The organism is Sorangium sp. So ce281, from assembly GCF_051527395.1.
GTDB lineage: Bacteria > Myxococcota_A > Polyangia > Polyangiales > Polyangiaceae > Sorangium > Sorangium cellulosum_B.
Map to the genome: position 1 here is coordinate 8,055,060 of NZ_CP150322.1, position 17,440 is coordinate 8,072,499.

Consider the following 17,440-nt stretch of genomic DNA (forward strand, 5'->3'; position numbering starts at 1 on the left):
ATCCTCACCCTCCGGCGCCGTCGCCGCCGCCCCGCCCGCTGTCACCCGAGGCACACCAGCACGCGGATCTCTCCGCCCCCCTCGGCCGCTTCGAGCGCCTTCGCCACCAGCGTGCCGACCCGCGGCTCCTCCGTGCGCGACAGCGCGCCTGCCTCCTCGGAGATCGAGAGCCACTCCCCCGGCCGCACCGCGCCGGCGACCCGCGCCCGCGCCGCGCCGGACACCACCACCCTGGCCCTCGTCCCGTCGGTGCTCGCCACGACCCCGATCACCCTGGACTGCTCGTCCTTGCGGGCCGGACGCACCCCCGTCTCTCCCCATGTCACCGCCCGGCGCGACAGCGCCGCGGCGTCGCCCTCGGCCTGCAGCTCGCAGGCAAGCCCCTCCTGCGCGACGATCGCGCCGGCGAAGAAGGCCGGGGCGTGGTGCACCGCCTCGTGGTGGAAGTGCACGCCACGCACCGGATCGAGCTCGATCGCGACGGAGAGCTCGCCGCCCTGCGCCGCCCTCCACGCGCGCGGGTGTGCGAGCGCCGCGCCGACCAGACCGGCGTGCTGCATGCCCGCCGCTGGCTCCGGCTCCACGCGCGCCGCGGGCCCACCCGGCACCGCTGCACCGCCCGGCCCCGCCGCCGGCGCCGCGCGGTGCAGCGGTCGCGCCGCGGCGCGCACGCTGACCCGACCCTCGCCGTCGAAATCTACATAGCCGAGGCGCACCCCGCCCTGCCTGGGGCCGCGCTGCTCCCCGAGCGTCGCGTGCGGCGAGACCCGCGGCCCCTCTCGGCGACCTGCAGCCTCCGGCGGCTTCGGCTCCGCCTCGAGGTCGAACCGGTGTGTCTCCACGATCCAGCGCCCGGACGGCAGATTGCCGGGCAGACCGCGGAGCTCCTCGTCCTCGCGCTCCGCGTACGCGAGGTGCACCGCATAACTCGCGTTCCGCACGCTCCGGCCGCGGAGCAGATCCGAGAGATCCTCCGGGCTCCGGACGACGATCACCCGGCCGTCGGCACCGCAGGCCACCCCCGGCTCGACGCGGAGGATCTCGCGCGCCTCGGTGCGCACGACCCCGAGCTCCAGGCCGAACGCGACGCCGTACATGTCGCGGGTGAGCGAGCGCCGCTCGAGCGCCGCGCGGAAGTAAGCCTGATCCGCGGACAGGTGCTCGGCTCCGAGCACTTGCCCGTCCTCGTAGGCGACACGGACGCGATCGGCCATGGCTCAGCACCCCCCCCGCGATCGCAGCTCGGCCTCGAGGTGCCTCACACGCCGCCTCAGCGCATCGACCTCGTCGTCCGTCCTCGGCGCGCTGCCGCGCGACTCGTCCCGGCCGACCTCCGGCGCCGCGCACGGCGCGGACGCGGCCGGCGGCGCGGGCTCCAGCTCCGCGCGCACGTCCCCGGGTGCGCCGCGCAGCAGGCGCTCGAGCATCCACGCGACGAGGTACGTCAGGTCGGCGTTCGACAGCACCGGCCGCCGCAGCGGCCGGACCTCGACGATCGACCTGCCGTCGGCCCGCGCGAACCGCACCTCGCCGAGCGCGACGATCGCCTCGCCCCGGGCCTGCGGAAACGCCATGCCGGCGATCACGTCGAGGATCGCTCCCACCCCGGCGTCGGGCGGGCCGTGCTCCGCCGCCGCCCCGATCCCCGCGAGCGCCGCCGCGTTGCGCGGCAGGTTCCAGCGCCGCGCCAGCCAGTCCGCGTACGTCTGCGCCCCGGCCCCGCCGCGCACGCCGTTCGGCGGCGTGCAGACGTCGAGACGCGGCTCGCGGCGCCGGGATGGCGCAGCGCCGCAGGGATCGTTGGGCCCCTCGGACGCCCGCGCCTCGCGTGCCGGCGCCTCGGGGGCCTCGGCGCAGGGATCGTGGAGGCAGCCCGACACCCAGTAGTCGTCGGGCAGGCGCGCGAGCCACACGAACCGCACCCGCTCCTCGACGCGCGCGTAGTCGCCGCCCGGCTCCACGCCCGGCCCGCAACCCCCGCCGTACCGGGGCTGCAGCGCCGCGAGGTGGTCATCGTAGACCGCGGCCAGCACGAAGGTCTCGTCGTCGGACGAGCTTGCAGGTTCGGCGCCGGGGGTACGGCGCACATCCCCGCCGTGCGCGGGCTCGGCGCCCGAGGCGCGGCGCGCATCGCCGACAAGCGCGCGCTCCGGCCTGGCGAGGCGCGCGGTGCCGCCGTGGACCAGCGCCCGGCCCCGCGCGTCGAACGCCACCCCGGGGCCGATACGGACCGCGCACGCCTCGGCGTCGGGCGAGAGAGCATAGCCGCCGTAGACGCCCCAGCCCCCGGCGGCCGCGGCCGCGAGGCGCTGCGCCCGGCGGGCATGATCGACGATCGCGCGCAGGTCTGCGTCGGTCACGAGCTGCCCCGGAAAGAAGCGTGGACGTGGCGGCAGGCAGGGCGCGGCCGGGGGACCGGGGCGCCGCGTCGCCTCCTCGGTGCCCGACGCACACGCGGCGTCGAGGCGCGCGCAGCGCGAGCAACCCTCGCAGCCGCAGCCGCACGCGCGCCGGGACCAGGGGTAACGCTCCTCGGCGGCCACGCCGGCGCAGCCGCAAGGGCGAGAGTGCGGCGCGGTCATCGCCCCCTCCTCGCGACGTTGAGCGCGTGCCGCGCGAGCCCCGCGATCAGCGCCGTGGGCAGGACCAGGTCGCGGATCGCGCAGTTGTCGATGTCGATCACCTCGCCGCCGGGCACCACGCGGATCCGGGCCAGGCCCACGCAGCCGTGGCGCTCGCGGCAGCCCGCCGCGGCCTGCGCCGGCACGTCGTCGAGGATGAAGGCGGAGAGCAGCGTATCGAGCCGCTCCCGCTCGCACTGATTCAGGTGGTCCAGGAACCGGCCGACCGACCAAGGCCCGGGCTCGGGCGCGTCGACCGAGACATCGACCCGGAACCCGTGGCGCGCGCGCGAGGACGCACACGCGGGCGCGCACCCGCCGGCGTCGGGGCCGCCGAGCGCCTGGACCGGCCGCTCCGGTGACTCGTCGTAACAGAGCGACAGGTAGACCTCGACCGGCTCGGGATCGCAGCGGCCCGCGCGCGAAGGCAGCCGCGCGTCCTCCAAGCCGAGCCGCTCCTTGCGTCGCGAGACCGCCTTGGCCACCGCCTCGCGCAGCGGGACGCGCACGTCCTTGGCCACGCGGATCTCCCGGCCCAGGCAGTCGATCGCGACACCACGGCGGACGATCACCGCCTCGCAGCCACCGGCCGCATCGACACGGAGGCCAGCGGCCGTGCCGCAGCCATGCAGCTCGGCGAGGTGGCGGCGGATGTTCCCGAGGTGGAACTGCTGCTCCTCGGTCATGTCCTGCGCCTCCAGGAGCATGCCGTAGAAGTACGTGTTGCGGACGATGGGGCCCGGGTGGAACGCGGGCCCAGGCGGCTCGGGTTCGTGCGGGCGAGACCTGTCGGTGGGTTCGTGCGTGGGCATGCGCTCTCCTTGCGTTCCGTGGTGTGCGTGGTTTGCGTGGCGATCAGAGCGTCGCGTCCATCCCGAGCCGGGGACCGAGGCCGAGCGCGAGCTCGGCGCGCTCGCCGGGCCCGCGCGTGAGCAGCGGGGGGCCGGGCACCGCGGGCTCCCCGGCGTTCGGCAGGCGGAAGGGCGGCCGGCGGCCAAGCGCCGCGTCGAGGCCGAGGCGCCCCAGTCCGAGCGCGGCGCGCGGGGCGACCGTGAGGACGTGCACCCGCGTCCCGGCCGGCGCCTCGCGCTCCGCCACGCGCTGCACCCGGGCGAGCCGCTCGGGCGAGGCGCCCGCTGACGGCGGCACGTAGACCAGGATCTCGCCGCGCCCCGGCAGGAGCGGCGCCACCGCCGCGCCCTCGCGGCGTTCGAGGCGCGCCGCGCCGAGCGCCGGCTCGCGGCCGAGCACGATCCTCGGCAGGCGGCCGGCGTGGGGGAGCACCGTGGCGCAGCCGAGGGGCAGCGCACCGCCGAGCAGGAACGCAGCGCCGCGCTGCCCCGCCTCGACCACGCGGACGCCTGGACCCGCGTACCACCCCAGCACCTCCTCCAGCGCCGCGCGCGTGCCGCGCCGACGGTGGACACGCATCGCCGCCGCGAGCACCGCCCGCTGCTGCGGGATGGGCCACGCGGGGTCGAGCTCCACGCCGAGGCGCTCGGCCAGCCACGGGAGCCAGCCGGGATCGGCCGAGAGCGGCGCGAACAGCCGGCCAAGGCGTGCGATCGACGCGCCGAGATCCACCTCCGCGGCCTCGAACAGCGACAGGAACCGCGCGGTCAGGTCGCGGCCGAGCGGATCCTCGGAATAGATCGCGGGCAGGTAACGCAGGTACGACGCGCGCGGATGCTCGACGCGGACCCACCGGACATACGGCGTGCGCCGCCCGTCGCCGTGGAGCGTCAGCCGCACCCAGGCGCACCGGCCGCGCGCGCCGCGCAGCGCGAGCTCGGCCGGGCGCCCGGGTGCGGGCGCGACGAGCTCCGCGGCTTTCGTCCAGCGCGGGTCGTTGTCCTCGGCGATGAGGTCCCAGGCCTCGCCGTCGTCCGGCTCGTCGACGGCGAGGACCTCCACCCGCACGCCGCTCGCGGCCGAGGGGGACGGCTCCACGAGCGCCGTTACCCGGTGCCACTCGGTCTCGGGCAGCCCGGCATCGAGCGGACCGAGCACCACGCGGCCCTCGCGCGCATGAAACCCGTCCGCCTCGAGCGTCACCGGGCGGACCGCGGAGCCTGCCCCGAGCCCGAACAGCGCGCCGCCGCGGTAGGCCAGCGCGCTCCACGCATCGACGGCCGCGCTCCAGGCCGTGGGCACAGCCTTGCTCCCCCGCACGTGCCAGCGCACGATCCGGCCCGAGCGAAGATCGCCGATGAAAAGGAACGCCTCGTCGCCGGTCGCGAGGTGGGCCCGATCGAAGGCGACGGCGGGCAGCGCCGGGCGGCCCAGGTCGATCTCGGCGAGCGACGCGCCGCCGCGGCCGAACCGCAGCCGCGCGTCGCCGGCCCGGACCACGGCGACGAGGCCGTCGCCCGCGGCGGCGATGGCGTCGCCCTCCGCGCCGCACACCGCGACGACCTCGACGCCCGCGCCGCTCGCCGCGCCCGCGCGCGCGCAACCGGGGCCCTCCGCGAGGTCGAGCACGAATAACCTGCCGCGCCCGTCGAGCGCGAGCCCGCCGGGGCGACCCACCGGCAAGCGCGCGATCTCGCCTGGCGGGGACACGCGCACGATCCGCACTTCGCCGGCGTCCGGCAGCGACAGGAACATCCGCCCCCGGGCGTCGGCCGCGATCCCGCCGATCCGGTGCTCCGCGCCGTCCGGCATCCCCCAGCACGACGGCGGCGGCTCCGCGCGCCCCGCGACGAGGCACAGGCCTCGACCGCCCTCCGCCCCCGCGCTCGGCGCCCCGGCCGCGTCGAAGGCGAGCCCGCGCGGCTCGGCGCGGCCCGGCCGCACCAGCACCCCGGGCGGCAGCCCTGCCGGCGGCAGGTGCAGGCCGCGGCGATCGAACACGACCCCCCGCGGGGCCGCGCTTCGGGCGAAGCGCCACCCGTTCCAGCCGTCGAGGTGGAAGAAGCGCGCTGCCGCGACGCCGTACGGACCCATGGCCTACCTCCGCCGCTCCGGCGCGCGGACGTGCACCACGTGCTCGCCCGACGTCGCCATGGCGAGCGGCGAGCCGAGGGGGAAGTCCTCGCACGGCGGCAGCTGGACGCCGTCGAGCGCCACGGAGAGGCACCGGATCGAGGCGACCCCCGGCGCGCCGTGGATGATCTCGCGCAGCTCGCCCTGCGCGATCGGGGCGCCGAGGGGCCAACCCGTGCCCTCGTACCCGCCGGTGATCGGGTCGAGGTAGCCCCTCAAGCGCGCTGCCACCGCTTCGCGCGCCGGCGCCGCGTCGGCCTCGCGTGCCACCTCGATCTCTACGGTGACGTCGACGCGACGGTAGCGCGGCCCCACCACGAACAGCTCGGTGGTGACGACGCGGTAGGGCTCGAGCGCGGCGGCGACCCGGTCGAGGAAGTCCTGGGTCGGCGCGGGCGCGGGGTCGTCGCCCGCGCGCGGCGGCACGACCACCAGCGTGAGCGCCCCGGTGACCGGCGCGCGCGGGTCCAGCGGGTGGCGGCGGCTCAGCGCGACGGCCCGGGCCACGCCCGCGCGATCCACGGCCAGCGTCTCGAAGTCGGCCGGCGTCACCGCGCGCTCCAGGGCGTGCAGGCGCGCCGGCGCCCGCGCGCGCGCCTCGTCCGCCGGCTCCTCGTCCGCCCCGCCCGAGGCGGGCTCGCGCTGCTCCGGCTCGCGCGCCGCGAGCCCCGGCAGGTCCACGCCCGGCGCGAGCCGCAGCCGCGCCCCGTTGCCGACCGCCCCGCCGCCCGACCGGTAGGTGATGCGCAGGTTGTTCGGCCCGTGCGGCGGGATGAGGCCGTCGATTCCGTCGCCGAACGCGATGCCCGTGCGATCCTCGTGCACGCGGAAGACCCGCAGCGGGTGGCCCTCCGGTGCGACGTCGCCGCCGCCGTCCGGCCGCCGCGTCGCCAGGTTGTCCACGAGGTGCCAGGGCCGGAACGCGCGCTCGCCGCCGCCCTCGCCGCCTTCGCCGGTGGGCTCCTCCACCTCGACCTCGGGCGGGCGCTCGGGGTCGAGAAGGATCGGGGGGCTGCGCACGAAGCGGACCTGGTTCGGTGTCCCGTCGCTCCCCGGCTGGAGCAGCTCGCGGACGATCGTGCGCCACTGCCGGACGCGCAGCGCGTTGATCGCGAGCCAGCGGATCCGGAGCGGCGCGGGGGCGCCCGGCGCCGCGGGGACCGCGCGGATCCAGATCCGCGCGCGGCCCTCGAGGTCGCCCACCTCGACGCCGGGCTGGAGCCGGCGCGTCAGCGCGACGCGCACGAGCCCGCTGCGGCGCAGACCGCGCGTCTCGTCACCTGCCACCTCGAGCCGCTCCCACGATCCCGGGCCGACCCTGCCCTCCCACACAACGCCGCCTTCGAGCAGATCGAGACGCGCGCCGCCCGGCTGCGCCGAGGTCGCCGGCCCCGGCGCCGTCGTGCCGAGGAGGCTCCCGGCCTCCTCCTCGACCCGCACGAACAGGCGCAGCTCCGCCTTGTCGAACCGCCCGGTGATCTCCGGCGCGCGCCCCGGGGCCGCCGCGTCGAGCCCGAGGTAGAGCGCGCGCCCCGCGCCCTCGGCCTCTCCGAACGGCGCATAGGGCGCGTCGCCCCGCCGGTTCGCCTCGGTCGCGTCGGCCCGCGACGGGCTCATGCCGTCGTCGACGAGCACCGCGCCGAGCGCCGCGCCGATCAGCGACACGTCGGCCTCGGCCTCGAAGCGGACGTCCTCGTCGCCGTCCGCCGCGCCCTCCGCGACGAAGGCCACCTCGTGGGCAGCGCGCTCGACGGGCGCGGCGCCGGGGCGCATCGCGAGCGCCACGATCGCCTCGGCCGAGCGTGCCGGCGCGGGGCCGACGCCGACGAGGTTGAGGAACGCGGCGTACATCCGCTCGTCGGGCGCTTGGTTCAGCCGGAAGATCGCCGTCTCCATGAGCCAGGCGAAGAGCTGGAGCAGGGTGATGCCCGGGTCGCTCTCGTTATGGTCGGTCCACTCCGGCAGGTAGGCGGGGATCCGGCGGCGGAGCTCGGCGAAGAGGTCTTCGTACGAGCGGTCGTCGAGGTTCTTGAGGGCGAAGGGCATGATTCAGGGCCCCTCCGGGCCTTCGTGCAGATAGAGCGGATAGACCATGTTCATCACGGCGTTGACCTCGCGGAGCCGGTACGACAGCGACGCGATGAGCCGCGTCTCCACCTCGGGATCGGGCTCCACGGCGACGTCCAGCACGTCGATGCGCGGCTCCCAGCGGGCGAGCGCGCCCCGGATGGCCGATTGGATGCGCGCCGCGGTGGCCGCGGTGCTCGGCTCGAAGAGGAGCGACGGCACCTCGGAGCCGAACGGCGCGAGCATGACGCGCTCGCCGAGCCTCGTGCCCAGGATGATGCGGATCGCCTCCTCCACATCCTCTTGCCCCTCGACCATCGCGAACCGCCCCCACCGATCCAGCCGGATCGGGAAGGCCCAGCCGCGCCCGAGCTCCCTGCGCAGCATCCGCATCACCTCTCGAGCTTCACGATCTGGGAGAGAAGCGACGCGAGCCCGCTTATTTGTCCCGTGAAGGCAAGAGCGTTCACCGGCGGCGTCGTCGGCCCCGCAGCGGATCCGTGTGTGTGAAGGGCGAGCTGATTCAAGAGCTGAGTCAAGAGCCGATTCAGCGCATCGCCGAGCACCGCGGGTTTCAGCGCGTTTGCGCCCCCGAGGCGGACATCGCCGCTCTCGAGCGTGATCTTCCCGTCCCGCGGCGCGTCGGCCAGGGTGATCCGGTGCCCTCTGGGCGACTGGAGCACGCGCACGTCGAGGTCGTCCTGCATGGGCGGCCGGTTCTTCTGCGAGTAGACCGAGCCGAGGACGATCGGGCGCATGCTGTTACCCTGCTCGAAGCCGACGACCACCTCGTCCCCCACCTCCGGGATCGCCTTGAACCCACGACCTGCGCCCCCGTAGGGGACCATCACGCGCGTCCAGTCGGTCTTCATGTTTGCGTGCGTCGGATAACTGACCATCACGCGGCCGATATTCTGCGGATCATTTCGATCGACGACGGTGCCGATTGTCACCCCGAGCTGCTTGTCGCTCTGCATCACACGTATGCCTTTCTCACGTGGATCGTGGTCTGATAACCGCCCTCGTCGATCGTGTGGGTCGATTCGGTGATGTAGTACTTGCCGTCGAAGATCTTCCCGAGCCCCGTCAGCTCCACGTTCCTGCCGGCGCGGAGCAGCGGGATGCCGACGGTGTGCGCAGTCCCGGTCAGAAACGCGTCGCTCGATCTCTCAAGCACGGAGTGCGCCAGCGCCCTCGCGTCGGCCTCGGAGAGCACGCCCTCGGACGTGATGATCTCCTGTTTGCTCTGCTGAAAGAGCTCCCGGAGCAGAGCGTTCGCCGGACGCTTGCCTGGAGGCACCTCTTCCGCGTCGAGCCTTCGCTCGGTGACCTCGATGAGCTCACCCGAGTACGGGTGCCACGCGCGCACGGTCACCTCGGAGATCTGCTTGGCGAAGGTGAGCGTGGGCGAGAACGACACGAGCGACGTGCCCCACTCGAGCCGCAGCGCCACGGCGTCCTGCCCCTCGCGCGACTGAACGAAGCAGAGCTCGTCGCAGCATGCGTAGACCTCGAAGTTGATGCGTCTGGCACGCTCGACCAAGAACGCGAGATCATCCATGTTCTGCTGCGGGACGACCCCGTCGGGCTTCGGCAACCGCTCGCCGGTGTCGAGCGTCCTGTCCACCCGCGCCCTCATGCCGTAGCTCCCGGCGATCGCCGTCGCGATGTCAGCGTCGTTCACGTTCCAGGACACGTTCTTCGGCTGGTTGCGCATCTCGTGCAGCCGATCGAGCCCGCGGACGGTGATGGTGGGGGCGCCCGACGCGGGAAAATTCGGATCCAGCGCGGTGATTACCCCCGTCATCAAGAGCTCCATCGGGGGCCCGTCCGCATACCCCATCTCGATCTCGACGCGGCTGCCAGGGCGGATCGCGGCGAAATCCTCCGTGTACTTGAAGCCGGGTCGCCTCCGCCCGTCGCCGTCGTCCCAGTTGTTGAGCACGAGCGTGAAGCCGGAGAGCTCCGAGATGCTGTCGGACACCTCGACGCTCAAGAAATCCGAGCCGGCCGCGTGCAGCTCCCGGCCGTTGATCAGCACCCGGTAGCGCGGCACGTAAAACGAGGTGTCCGGCCACCCCTCCGGCCCGAGATCCGGGACGGTCAGCGTCCCGCCACCCGGCTTCGGTTTCGGCTCCGTCCGGCACCGCACCCCCCGGCCCGGCGCTGCTCGGCCCGGCGCCGCTCGGCCCGGCCGGCCACGCTGCGAGCGACCGATCGGCGGCGGCACGTCAGCTCCCCCCCGGGCCGACCGGCCGCGCCGCGGGCGGCTCGATCGGGGGCACCTCGAGCACCTGGCCCGGCGTGAGCCGCGCGGGATCGGCGATGCGGTTGTGCCCCGCGATCGGCCGCCACAGCGTCGCGTCGCCGTAGGCGTGGGCCGCGATCGCCGGCAGCGTGTCGCCCTCGCGCACGAGCACCGTGCGCGTCCGGTCGGGCGACCGCCGGCTCATGTCGCCGATCTGCTCCGCGAGCGTCCGGTAGCGCTTCACGCTGAGCGTGACCCGGATCCGGCGCGGCGTGCCGTCCGGATCGAAGAGGACAAACTGCCGGTTCGCCGATGCGACCACCCCCCTCAGGACCTCGCCGCCCCACGAGAACGTGCACACCGGCGGCGCGTGCAGCTCCGGGTCGACGCGCGCGAGCTCCATGAGCTGGTCCGCGGGCCCGCGCGCGTCTCGTTGCCCCCGCCCGTCGGTCGTGTCGACGAGCAGCTCCAGCGAGAGATCCTCGCTGTTGCCCCGCACGAACTGGAGGATCGGCGCCTCGAGCCCAGGGACGCCGATCTCGGCGTACTGGTTCGACTGCGCGATCGTGTACTCCGTCGGGTTGAAGAGCACGTTGATGGGCAGAAACGACGTGTTCGTCGTGATGCGCATCTTCGTGAGGGTTCGCGGGGCCGGCATCACTCCCCCCCGAGGCGGCGCGGGTCGCGCTGGTTGATCTTCCGCTCACGCGCGAAGCGCTCCGCCGAGCGCCGCCGGAGCTGGGCGGCGTCGTCCTCGGTCGTGGGCGTCGCGTGGCCGGGCCGGTGCGGAGCTGCGGCTTCGCCGTCGAGCTCGATGCGCGCGTCGATGTCTCCGATGATGAGCGGCACGGTTTCCCCCTCCTCGTCGCGGGTCAGCCCACGCGCAGCAGCCCCTCGTGGGCGATGGTGAGCGACTCCATGGCCACCGCGCTCTGGGTCGCGGACAGCGCGGGCCCCGACCAGCGGACCGGGATCCCGCGCTCGAAGCGCCACGCCTGCGACTTCGTCCTGTCGGCCGAGTACACCCGGATCTCCCCGCCGCGCCGCTGGTAGTTGCCAGCGCCGATCGCCTCGATCCAGGTCCAGAGGTCGCTCGTGACCGGCACGAGGCCCCGGCGGAGGACGAGGTCGGCAGGGCGCAGGCGCGTGGGCAGCCTGTGCACGAAGCGGTTCTGGCCGCCCTCGGCGTACTCGAAGAGCTCGTGCTCCACCTCGAGGCCCGAGCACTCGGCAAAGCCGCCGGCGGCGGCGCCTGCACCCTCGAGCACGACCCGGAAACGGAACGCGGTGAGCAGCTCAGGCATGACGGTCTCCGGGCGCCCCGACGTCGTCGAGGATCTCCGCTGCGTCACGCGACAGCGCGACGCGGATGGTCAAGAACTCGAGCGGCACGGCCAGCGCCACGTCCACCTCGGCGATGAGCCGCCCCGCCGCGACCGACTCGGGCGGGTTGAGCACCGCGTCGCAGCGGACGGCATAGGCCTCGACCGGCGAGGCGCCCGCGAAGGCGCCCTGCGCGAAGAGCTCGCGCAAGGCCGAGTGGAGCGCGACCCGCGCGCGCGCCCGGAGCAGATCGTCGTTCGGCTCGAACGCCAGCCGCTCGCCCACGACCCGGAGCACGCGCCGCAGGAACGCGAGCACGCGTGCCCCAGGCGCGTAACGGTCAGGCCCGGGGCTTGTCCGCATCGTGCGCTCGCCGAAGACGACGACCCCGCGGCCGGCGATGACCCGGATCGCGGTGACCCCGAAATCGTTGAGATCGGCCCGGTCGCCCTCGAGCAGCGGCCGCTCGACCGTGATCGCGCCCTCGAGGCGCTCGTTGGCGAAGCGGGCCGCCGGGCCGCCCTGGCGCGTCCTCCGCGCGAGCAGCCCGGCGACGTGCCCCGACGGCGGCACGAGCGCGCTGAGGCGCCCCGGTGCGAGCGGATCGAGGATGCGGATCCACGGGTAGAGCAGCGTCCCGAGCCCGCCGGTGCGCGCGTCTCTGCCCTGCTCGATCGCGAGCAGCACGTCCTCGAGCGCCTTGGCCCGGTCGATCGCGTCGAACACCGCCATGCCGGGCTCTGGATCGAGCAGGGCGATCCGCTCGCGTCCGTCGGCGGTGCCGGCCAGCGCGGCCACGAGCGCCCGCTGGAGCTCGGCCACGGCGGCGCCGTAGCCGGGCAGCCCCGAGGCGGGCTCCGGCGCGTCGGAGCCGCCGGGCTCGGCCTCTCCGGCGCGGAAGAGGCCTCCGGCGAGGAGGACGCGTTGGCTGGCCGCCTGCACGGGCCGGTACGGCGGCCGCGGCCGCGTCACCGCCTGCGCGTGCCGCCGGGGCGGCGGGGCACGGCGCGGCGCGCAGGGAGGGGGTGGCGGCGGCTCGGGCTCGAGCCGCACGTCAGGCCGCCGGTCATCGGGGCACGCCGGCTGGCCCGGCGCGAGCGGCAGCATCAGCTCGGGCGCGCAGACGATGCTCGGCGCCGGGTGGAGAGCGAGCGCCTCGAACGCGGCGAGGAACGCGGGCGCGTCGACGCCCCCGAGGTCGTCGCGCCCCCTGGAGAGCACTGCGACGAGCTCGTTGCGCCCCACGCGACCCAGCGGCGCCTCGGCCGGGTCCTCCGCGGAAGGGAGCTCGTCCGGCGCCGGGAGCTCGCTGCGGACGAGCGCCGACGCCGCGGGCCCCTGGAAGGCGAGCGCCCGCGCGAGGTCGGGGGCGATCGGCTGCCAGGAGGGCGGGATGGCCGGCGTCCACCAGAAGGACAGCGGCCGGCGCACCGCGAAGAAGCGCCAGAGGTAGCGCGGGTCCGTCGGCAGGAGCGAGAGGTTCCGGAAGCGCTCGCGCACGCCCGCGCCCTCGATGGTGACGTCGACGAGGTCGTTGAGGCGCTCGACGAGCAGCGGCGGCCGCGGCGGCCGTGCCTCCGGGAGGGTGAGGCCCTGCCCGTACGGCGCCTCGGCGAGCAGGCCCGTCGCCGTGCGCCCGTCGGCCCCGGTGATGCGCACGAGGTCCCCGGCCTGGAAGCCGCTCGACGGGGGCAGCGGCAGCCCCCCGAGCCGGCGCGCGCGCCGCCGCACCGTGAGCGGCACGCGCAGGGTCACGCCGTTGGCCCAGGCGCCGGGGGATGAGGCCCCGAGGTCGACCCGGCGGCCGGTCGCCGGATCGGTGAGCGCGGCGGTCGCCGCCCGCATCCGCGGGGAGGCGAGACGGAACAGCACACACGGCCCGCCGCCGTTCTGGAAGAAGCCGTGCAGGGCGAGCGGCGAGAGGGCCTGGCGCCCCGGGGTGCCGGGGATCGGGACGAACCCGCCGTACATCGCGCGATACTCCCCCCAGTCTTCGACACGAAGCGGCACCAGCACCGGGCCGCGCTCGAAGATCCCGGCGAAGCCGGCGATATCGGCCCGCAGCGCGAGCGAGAGGTCAGGCGCTCGCGCCGGTCCAACGAACTCGATTCCCGGGGCGCGCATACGTCAACCGGGCTGGATCTCTTCGTAGGCGATCTCGAGCGACTCCACGGCCGTCTCGCTGCGGTTCGCCGTCAGGGTGGGCCCGGACCATTTGACTGGCCACGCCCGCATGAGCTTCCAGGTCGTCACGGGGGCGGTGCCCTTCTCGTCCATGAGCTGGATCGTCACGGAAGCCCCCGTGCGGTCGGCCTCCGTGAGGCCCTCGATCACCCGCCTGCGCCAGCTGAAGAGATCGGAGAGCCCCATCTTGAGCACCCCGCGCCGCAGCACGAGGTTCGGCTTCTTGGAGAGCCCCGGGATCTTCTGCGTATCATCGGGCTTCATGTCTCCGCTCCGGTACTCGACGACGTCCTGCTCGGTCTCGAGCCCGCTCACCTCGGAGAAACCTCCCGTGACGGACGCGCCGCCGCCCTGGATCTCGACCTTGAAATTGAATGCGTTGAAAGGCGCCCTCGTCGGCATGTTCCCATCCCCCCTCTTGGCTAGGTCGCAGGTGCGGTGGCCGTGAACTGGCCGATGCGGAAGATCACGAACTCCGCAGGTCGGCTCGGAGCGACGCCGATCACGCAGACGAGCCGCCCGTTCGCGATGTCCTCGTCCGACATGGTGGAGCGGTCGACCTTCACGAAATAAGCGTCCTCGGCCCGCGCGCCGAGCAACGCGCCCTCACGCCACCGGGCGTCGAGGAAGGTCTCCACGGTGCGCTTCACCTGGCCCCAGAGATCGGGCCCGTTCGGCTCGAACACAACCCATTGCGTCCCCCGCTCGATCGAACGCTCGAGGAAGGCGAACAGGCGGCGCACGTTGAGGTACTTCCACTGCGGATCGCTCGAGAGCGTGCGCGCGCCCCAGATGCGGATGCCGCGCTCCTGCGCGCGGAAGTCGCGCAAGGCGTTGATCCCCTCGGGGTTCAAGATCTCCTGGTCTCCCTGGGTGACCTGCGCGGCGAGGCCGGTCGCGCCGCGGGCGATCTCGTTGGCCGGCGCCTTGTGCACCCCCCGCTCCGCGTCATTGCGGGCGTAGACGCCGAGGACGATTCCGCTCGGCGGCGCGAGGATCGAATCGCCTGAGCGCGGGTCCATGACCTGCACCCAGGGGAAGTACAGGGCGGCGTAGGACGAGTCGAAGTTGCCGCGGAGCTCGCGGATCGCCGCGATGTCCGCGTCCTTCGGTCCATCGAGCACGGCGACACGGTACTTGAGCAGCTCGGCGTGCTGGACGAGCGCGGCCTCGACGCTCGTACTCGTGACGCCGGGCACGCAGACGACGGCGATCTCCTCCTCCAGGGCGAGCGCGGCGATGCCCGTGCGGTTCTTGCCGGCGGGCTCGCCGATATAATCGACGTCCGTCGGGAGCCTGTCCGCCTGGCCGGCAGCGCCCGGCTGGCCGGTGGCGTCCGCGGCTGGCGCGAGGGGCTCGGCGGCGCCGGTCGCGGTGGTCGGGTGCGACGCCATCGGGTTGCGTGGGTCGTAGGCCGGCGCTGGGATCTGGTCGGACTGCGGCGTGTCCTCGGACGCCGGGGGCGTGAGCATCACGAGCCGCGAGCGCTTCTGGAGCGCCCACCACGCCGAGCGGGTCGTGTTGAACTCGTCCCGCTGCGCGGGGGTCATCCCGAACGGCGGATCCTGCGTTGGATCCATGTGCCACCACGAGCCGCGGAACCGCTCGAGCTCGGTGCGCCACGACACGAGGATCTCGATCTCCGCGACTGCCGCCGTGATCTTCGCGCCCTCCGCGATGTTGAGGTCCCCCTCGATCGGCTCGAGGATCAGCGTGTCGCCGTCGATGCGGCGGACGGTGGCGTACCTCATCGTCACTGCGCCGCCCGGCCTCGCCGCGCCCCCCGCGCCCGCGGGCGCCGAGGTGATCTCGATGGCGGCGCCGGGATAGAAGTTCGCCGCCGACGCCACGCGGAGCCGGGGACCGCCCTCGCCTGTCGTGAGCGGGCCTTTCACCGCCACACGCGGTCCGCTCACGGGGCGGATCTGGACGCGCACCTTCTCGCCCCACACGCCTGGCTCGCGCGCGTAGAGGGTCGTCGCGCTCGCCCCGATGTCCCCCGTCAGCCTGACGAAGGCACTCTCGACCCGCAGATCCTCCCCGAGCGGCGCGGCGAGATCCACGACGCCCGCACTCGGGTCGGCCGCGGCGATCCGGATGCCGGCGTCGTCGCCGGTCCGCGCCGCGTCGGGCAGGACTCGCCCGCTATCCGCTGCGTACCCGCGCAGCGACGTCAGGTAGACCCGCGTTGCGCCCTTCGGCGCGGAGGCGCGGAGGCGGGCGACGGCGCCGGTGCCGAGCGTCAGACGTCGGTAATCGTTGCTCCTGTCCGAAGCCCAGTTGAATCCCCGGATGACGAACGCGCGTTTGCCGCCGTTATCGAAGAAATGGCGGATGGCCAGCGGGAGGTAGCCGTGGAGGCCGCGCTCGTTCTCCCTCGGGCTCAGGTAGCTGCCGAAACGCCGCTCGAACTCGCCGAAGCTCGTGATGAGGATCGGCGGGCCGCCGACGGGGCCGCGCTCGGTCATCCCTACGAGGCCCACAGTGCTCGTGGACACGCCCTCGATGACGCGCGGGCCAGGCTGTTCTTCAACGTAGACACCAGGCGCGAGATATTCAGGCATATTGCTCCTTCAGGGCACCACGATGAGCGGCGCCACGTGAGTCCTGCGCGGAACGACGTCCTTCACCTCGACGTGCGCGACGCCGGATGCGTGCGCGACAGCCAGCCTGATCGCGCTCCGAGACCGCTTCTCGGGGACGTAGATGACGTATCGTCCGTGCGCGTCGACCGGCACTCGGTGGCTCGGCACCGCGGAATCCGGGTCGACGAGCCTGACATGAAGTCCCGCGCCCTGCACTCCCGAACTGCGCACGACCGTGCCGAGGATGAGGGTGTCGTCCACGGCGAAGCGGTACTCGACGCTCCGCTGCAGGTGCACGCAGATCGGCCACGATCCGGGCGATCGCGCTCGGGCGCGGCGAGGCACGTAGCCGGCGGCGCGGATCTCGACCCGATGGATGCCGGGAGGCACGTCGAGTACGACGACGTCGCCGCTCCTGTTGCGGGTGGTCGCGAAGAACCTCGGCTCGGTCGCCGTCACCGACGGGGGCGGCGGCGCCGCATCGGCGGGCGGGAGCCCGCTGTCCTGCCTGGGCACGAGCACCGCGAGGGCCGGCTCGTCTCCGAGCGGTGCCCCGGTCGAGTAATCGCGGATTCGGAAGCCGAGGTAAGGCATCACTTGACCTCCGCGCGGATGCGCCGCTCGCGCGTGAGCGGTTCGCGGGTCGACCGGCGCGACGCGATAGGCACGCTGCGGGCCCGGTAATAGAGGGCCAGCTTGAAGCGCTTGAACCCGAAGGCCGACCAGATCCTGGCCTGATCCTCGATGGGGGGATTCACGAGCGCGATCTCCACCGCCTCGCCCCGCTCCCAAGCGGGGCCGAGCTGCTGAGCCGTGAGCTCCGAGGCGTCGTTCAGCACGCGCAGGACGTCTCCGAGCAGCTGCTGCTCCTCATCCGCGGTCGCGGCCCAGGCGCAGATCATGTAATCAAGATCGATCGCCAGGGGCGGCTGCACGATGTCCTCCTGCCCTGTGGCCCTCGCGCGTCTCGCGGGCGGCTGGTTCATGAGGTAGGGGTTCTCGTGGAGGTTGAAGAGGAAGATCGTGATCCGGGGCGGTGGGACCGGATCCGGGAGCAGATCGAGCGACTCGACGCGGATCTGGGCCGCCGAGATGGGGAGAACGGAGAGCTCTTCCTGCAGCAGCCGCTGGAGCGCCCGGCTCGTCTCGAAGATCGCACGCGCGTCCGCCATGGTCCGCGCCCCAGCCTTTCAAGCGCCGGGCCAGCGCTCGGGCTGACCGGAAACCGGGTTTCGCGCGTCTCCGAGGCGCCGGCGTTGCTCCGCGCAACCGCTGTTGCGTTGCGACGACGGCCGCGCTCCCGTGTGTCGCGCGTGTCGCGCAGGGCGGATTGCAGTCCCGTCGGATACAGAGCGCCGCGGCGCGACGCCCTCCAAGGAGTAGACCGGGGCGATCCGGGCGCCGCGCGTGGGGCTGCCGCCCTCGAC

16 protein-coding genes are annotated in these 17,440 nt (G+C 74.1%); all 16 read right to left on the reverse strand.

All coding sequences use genetic code 11. The features are described 5' to 3' along the window. Positions 1-41: 41 nt before the first annotated feature. Complete coding sequence (locus tag WMF27_RS30520) at positions 42-1,214, reverse strand: hypothetical protein (protein ID WP_437765353.1); 1,173 nt, start codon at positions 1,212-1,214, stop codon at positions 42-44. A 3-nt stretch (positions 1,215-1,217) separates the two neighbouring features. Next, complete coding sequence (locus WMF27_RS30525; protein ID WP_437765352.1) at positions 1,218-2,582, reverse strand: hypothetical protein; 1,365 nt, start codon at positions 2,580-2,582, stop codon at positions 1,218-1,220. Further along, entirely contained in the window at positions 2,579-3,433 is an 855-nt protein-coding gene (locus WMF27_RS30530) for a hypothetical protein (RefSeq protein WP_437765351.1), read from the reverse strand. The genes WMF27_RS30525 and WMF27_RS30530 overlap by 4 nt, the downstream gene beginning before the upstream one ends. Before the next feature lie 43 nt (positions 3,434-3,476). Continuing rightward, positions 3,477-5,567, reverse strand: a complete 2,091-nt coding sequence (locus tag WMF27_RS30535; protein ID WP_437765350.1) for a phage tail protein — start codon at positions 5,565-5,567, stop codon at positions 3,477-3,479. Positions 5,568-5,570: 3 nt separating this feature from the next. Next, positions 5,571-7,652 (reverse strand): putative baseplate assembly protein, encoded by a 2,082-nt coding sequence (locus tag WMF27_RS30540; protein ID WP_437765349.1) that lies wholly within the window; start codon positions 7,650-7,652, stop codon positions 5,571-5,573. 3 nt (positions 7,653-7,655) lie between these two features. Next, a complete protein-coding gene (locus WMF27_RS30545; protein WP_437765348.1) occupies positions 7,656-8,060 on the reverse strand; it encodes a GPW/gp25 family protein in 405 nt (134 codons plus the stop codon). A gap of 5 nt (positions 8,061-8,065) precedes the next feature. Beyond that, the gene (locus WMF27_RS30550; protein WP_437765347.1) at positions 8,066-8,650 is read right to left on the reverse strand and encodes a phage baseplate assembly protein V; all 585 of its coding nucleotides are present in this window, start codon (positions 8,648-8,650) and stop codon (positions 8,066-8,068) included. After that, positions 8,650-9,825 (reverse strand): phage late control D family protein, encoded by a 1,176-nt coding sequence (locus WMF27_RS30555; RefSeq protein WP_437765346.1) that lies wholly within the window; start codon positions 9,823-9,825, stop codon positions 8,650-8,652. Before WMF27_RS30555 ends, WMF27_RS30550 begins: the two co-directional genes overlap by 1 nt. 79 nt (positions 9,826-9,904) lie before the next feature. Further along, a complete protein-coding gene (locus tag WMF27_RS30560; protein ID WP_437765345.1) occupies positions 9,905-10,579 on the reverse strand; it encodes a CIS tube protein in 675 nt (224 codons plus the stop codon). After that, positions 10,579-10,770 (reverse strand): hypothetical protein, encoded by a 192-nt coding sequence (locus tag WMF27_RS30565; RefSeq protein WP_437765344.1) that lies wholly within the window; start codon positions 10,768-10,770, stop codon positions 10,579-10,581. Before WMF27_RS30565 ends, WMF27_RS30560 begins: the two co-directional genes overlap by 1 nt. A 23-nt stretch (positions 10,771-10,793) precedes the next feature. Then, a complete protein-coding gene (locus WMF27_RS30570; protein WP_437765343.1) occupies positions 10,794-11,225 on the reverse strand; it encodes a phage tail protein in 432 nt (143 codons plus the stop codon). Continuing rightward, complete coding sequence (locus WMF27_RS30575; protein ID WP_437765342.1) at positions 11,218-13,368, reverse strand: phage tail sheath subtilisin-like domain-containing protein; 2,151 nt, start codon at positions 13,366-13,368, stop codon at positions 11,218-11,220. The genes WMF27_RS30570 and WMF27_RS30575 overlap by 8 nt, the downstream gene beginning before the upstream one ends. 3 nt (positions 13,369-13,371) lie before the next feature. Beyond that, positions 13,372-13,830, reverse strand: a complete 459-nt coding sequence (locus WMF27_RS30580) for a phage tail protein (RefSeq protein WP_437765341.1) — start codon at positions 13,828-13,830, stop codon at positions 13,372-13,374. Between the two features lie 20 nt (positions 13,831-13,850). Then, positions 13,851-15,992, reverse strand: a complete 2,142-nt coding sequence (locus tag WMF27_RS30585; protein ID WP_437765340.1) for a phage tail sheath family protein — start codon at positions 15,990-15,992, stop codon at positions 13,851-13,853. Between the two features lie 9 nt (positions 15,993-16,001). Then, positions 16,002-16,607: a hypothetical protein gene (locus WMF27_RS30590; RefSeq protein ID WP_437765339.1), complete on the reverse strand. Its 606-nt coding sequence runs from the start codon at positions 16,605-16,607 to the stop codon at positions 16,002-16,004. Next, positions 16,607-17,185, reverse strand: coding sequence for a DUF4255 domain-containing protein (locus tag WMF27_RS30595; RefSeq protein WP_437765338.1), 579 nt, complete (start codon positions 17,183-17,185; stop codon positions 16,607-16,609). Before WMF27_RS30595 ends, WMF27_RS30590 begins: the two co-directional genes overlap by 1 nt. Positions 17,186-17,440 lie beyond the last annotated feature (255 nt).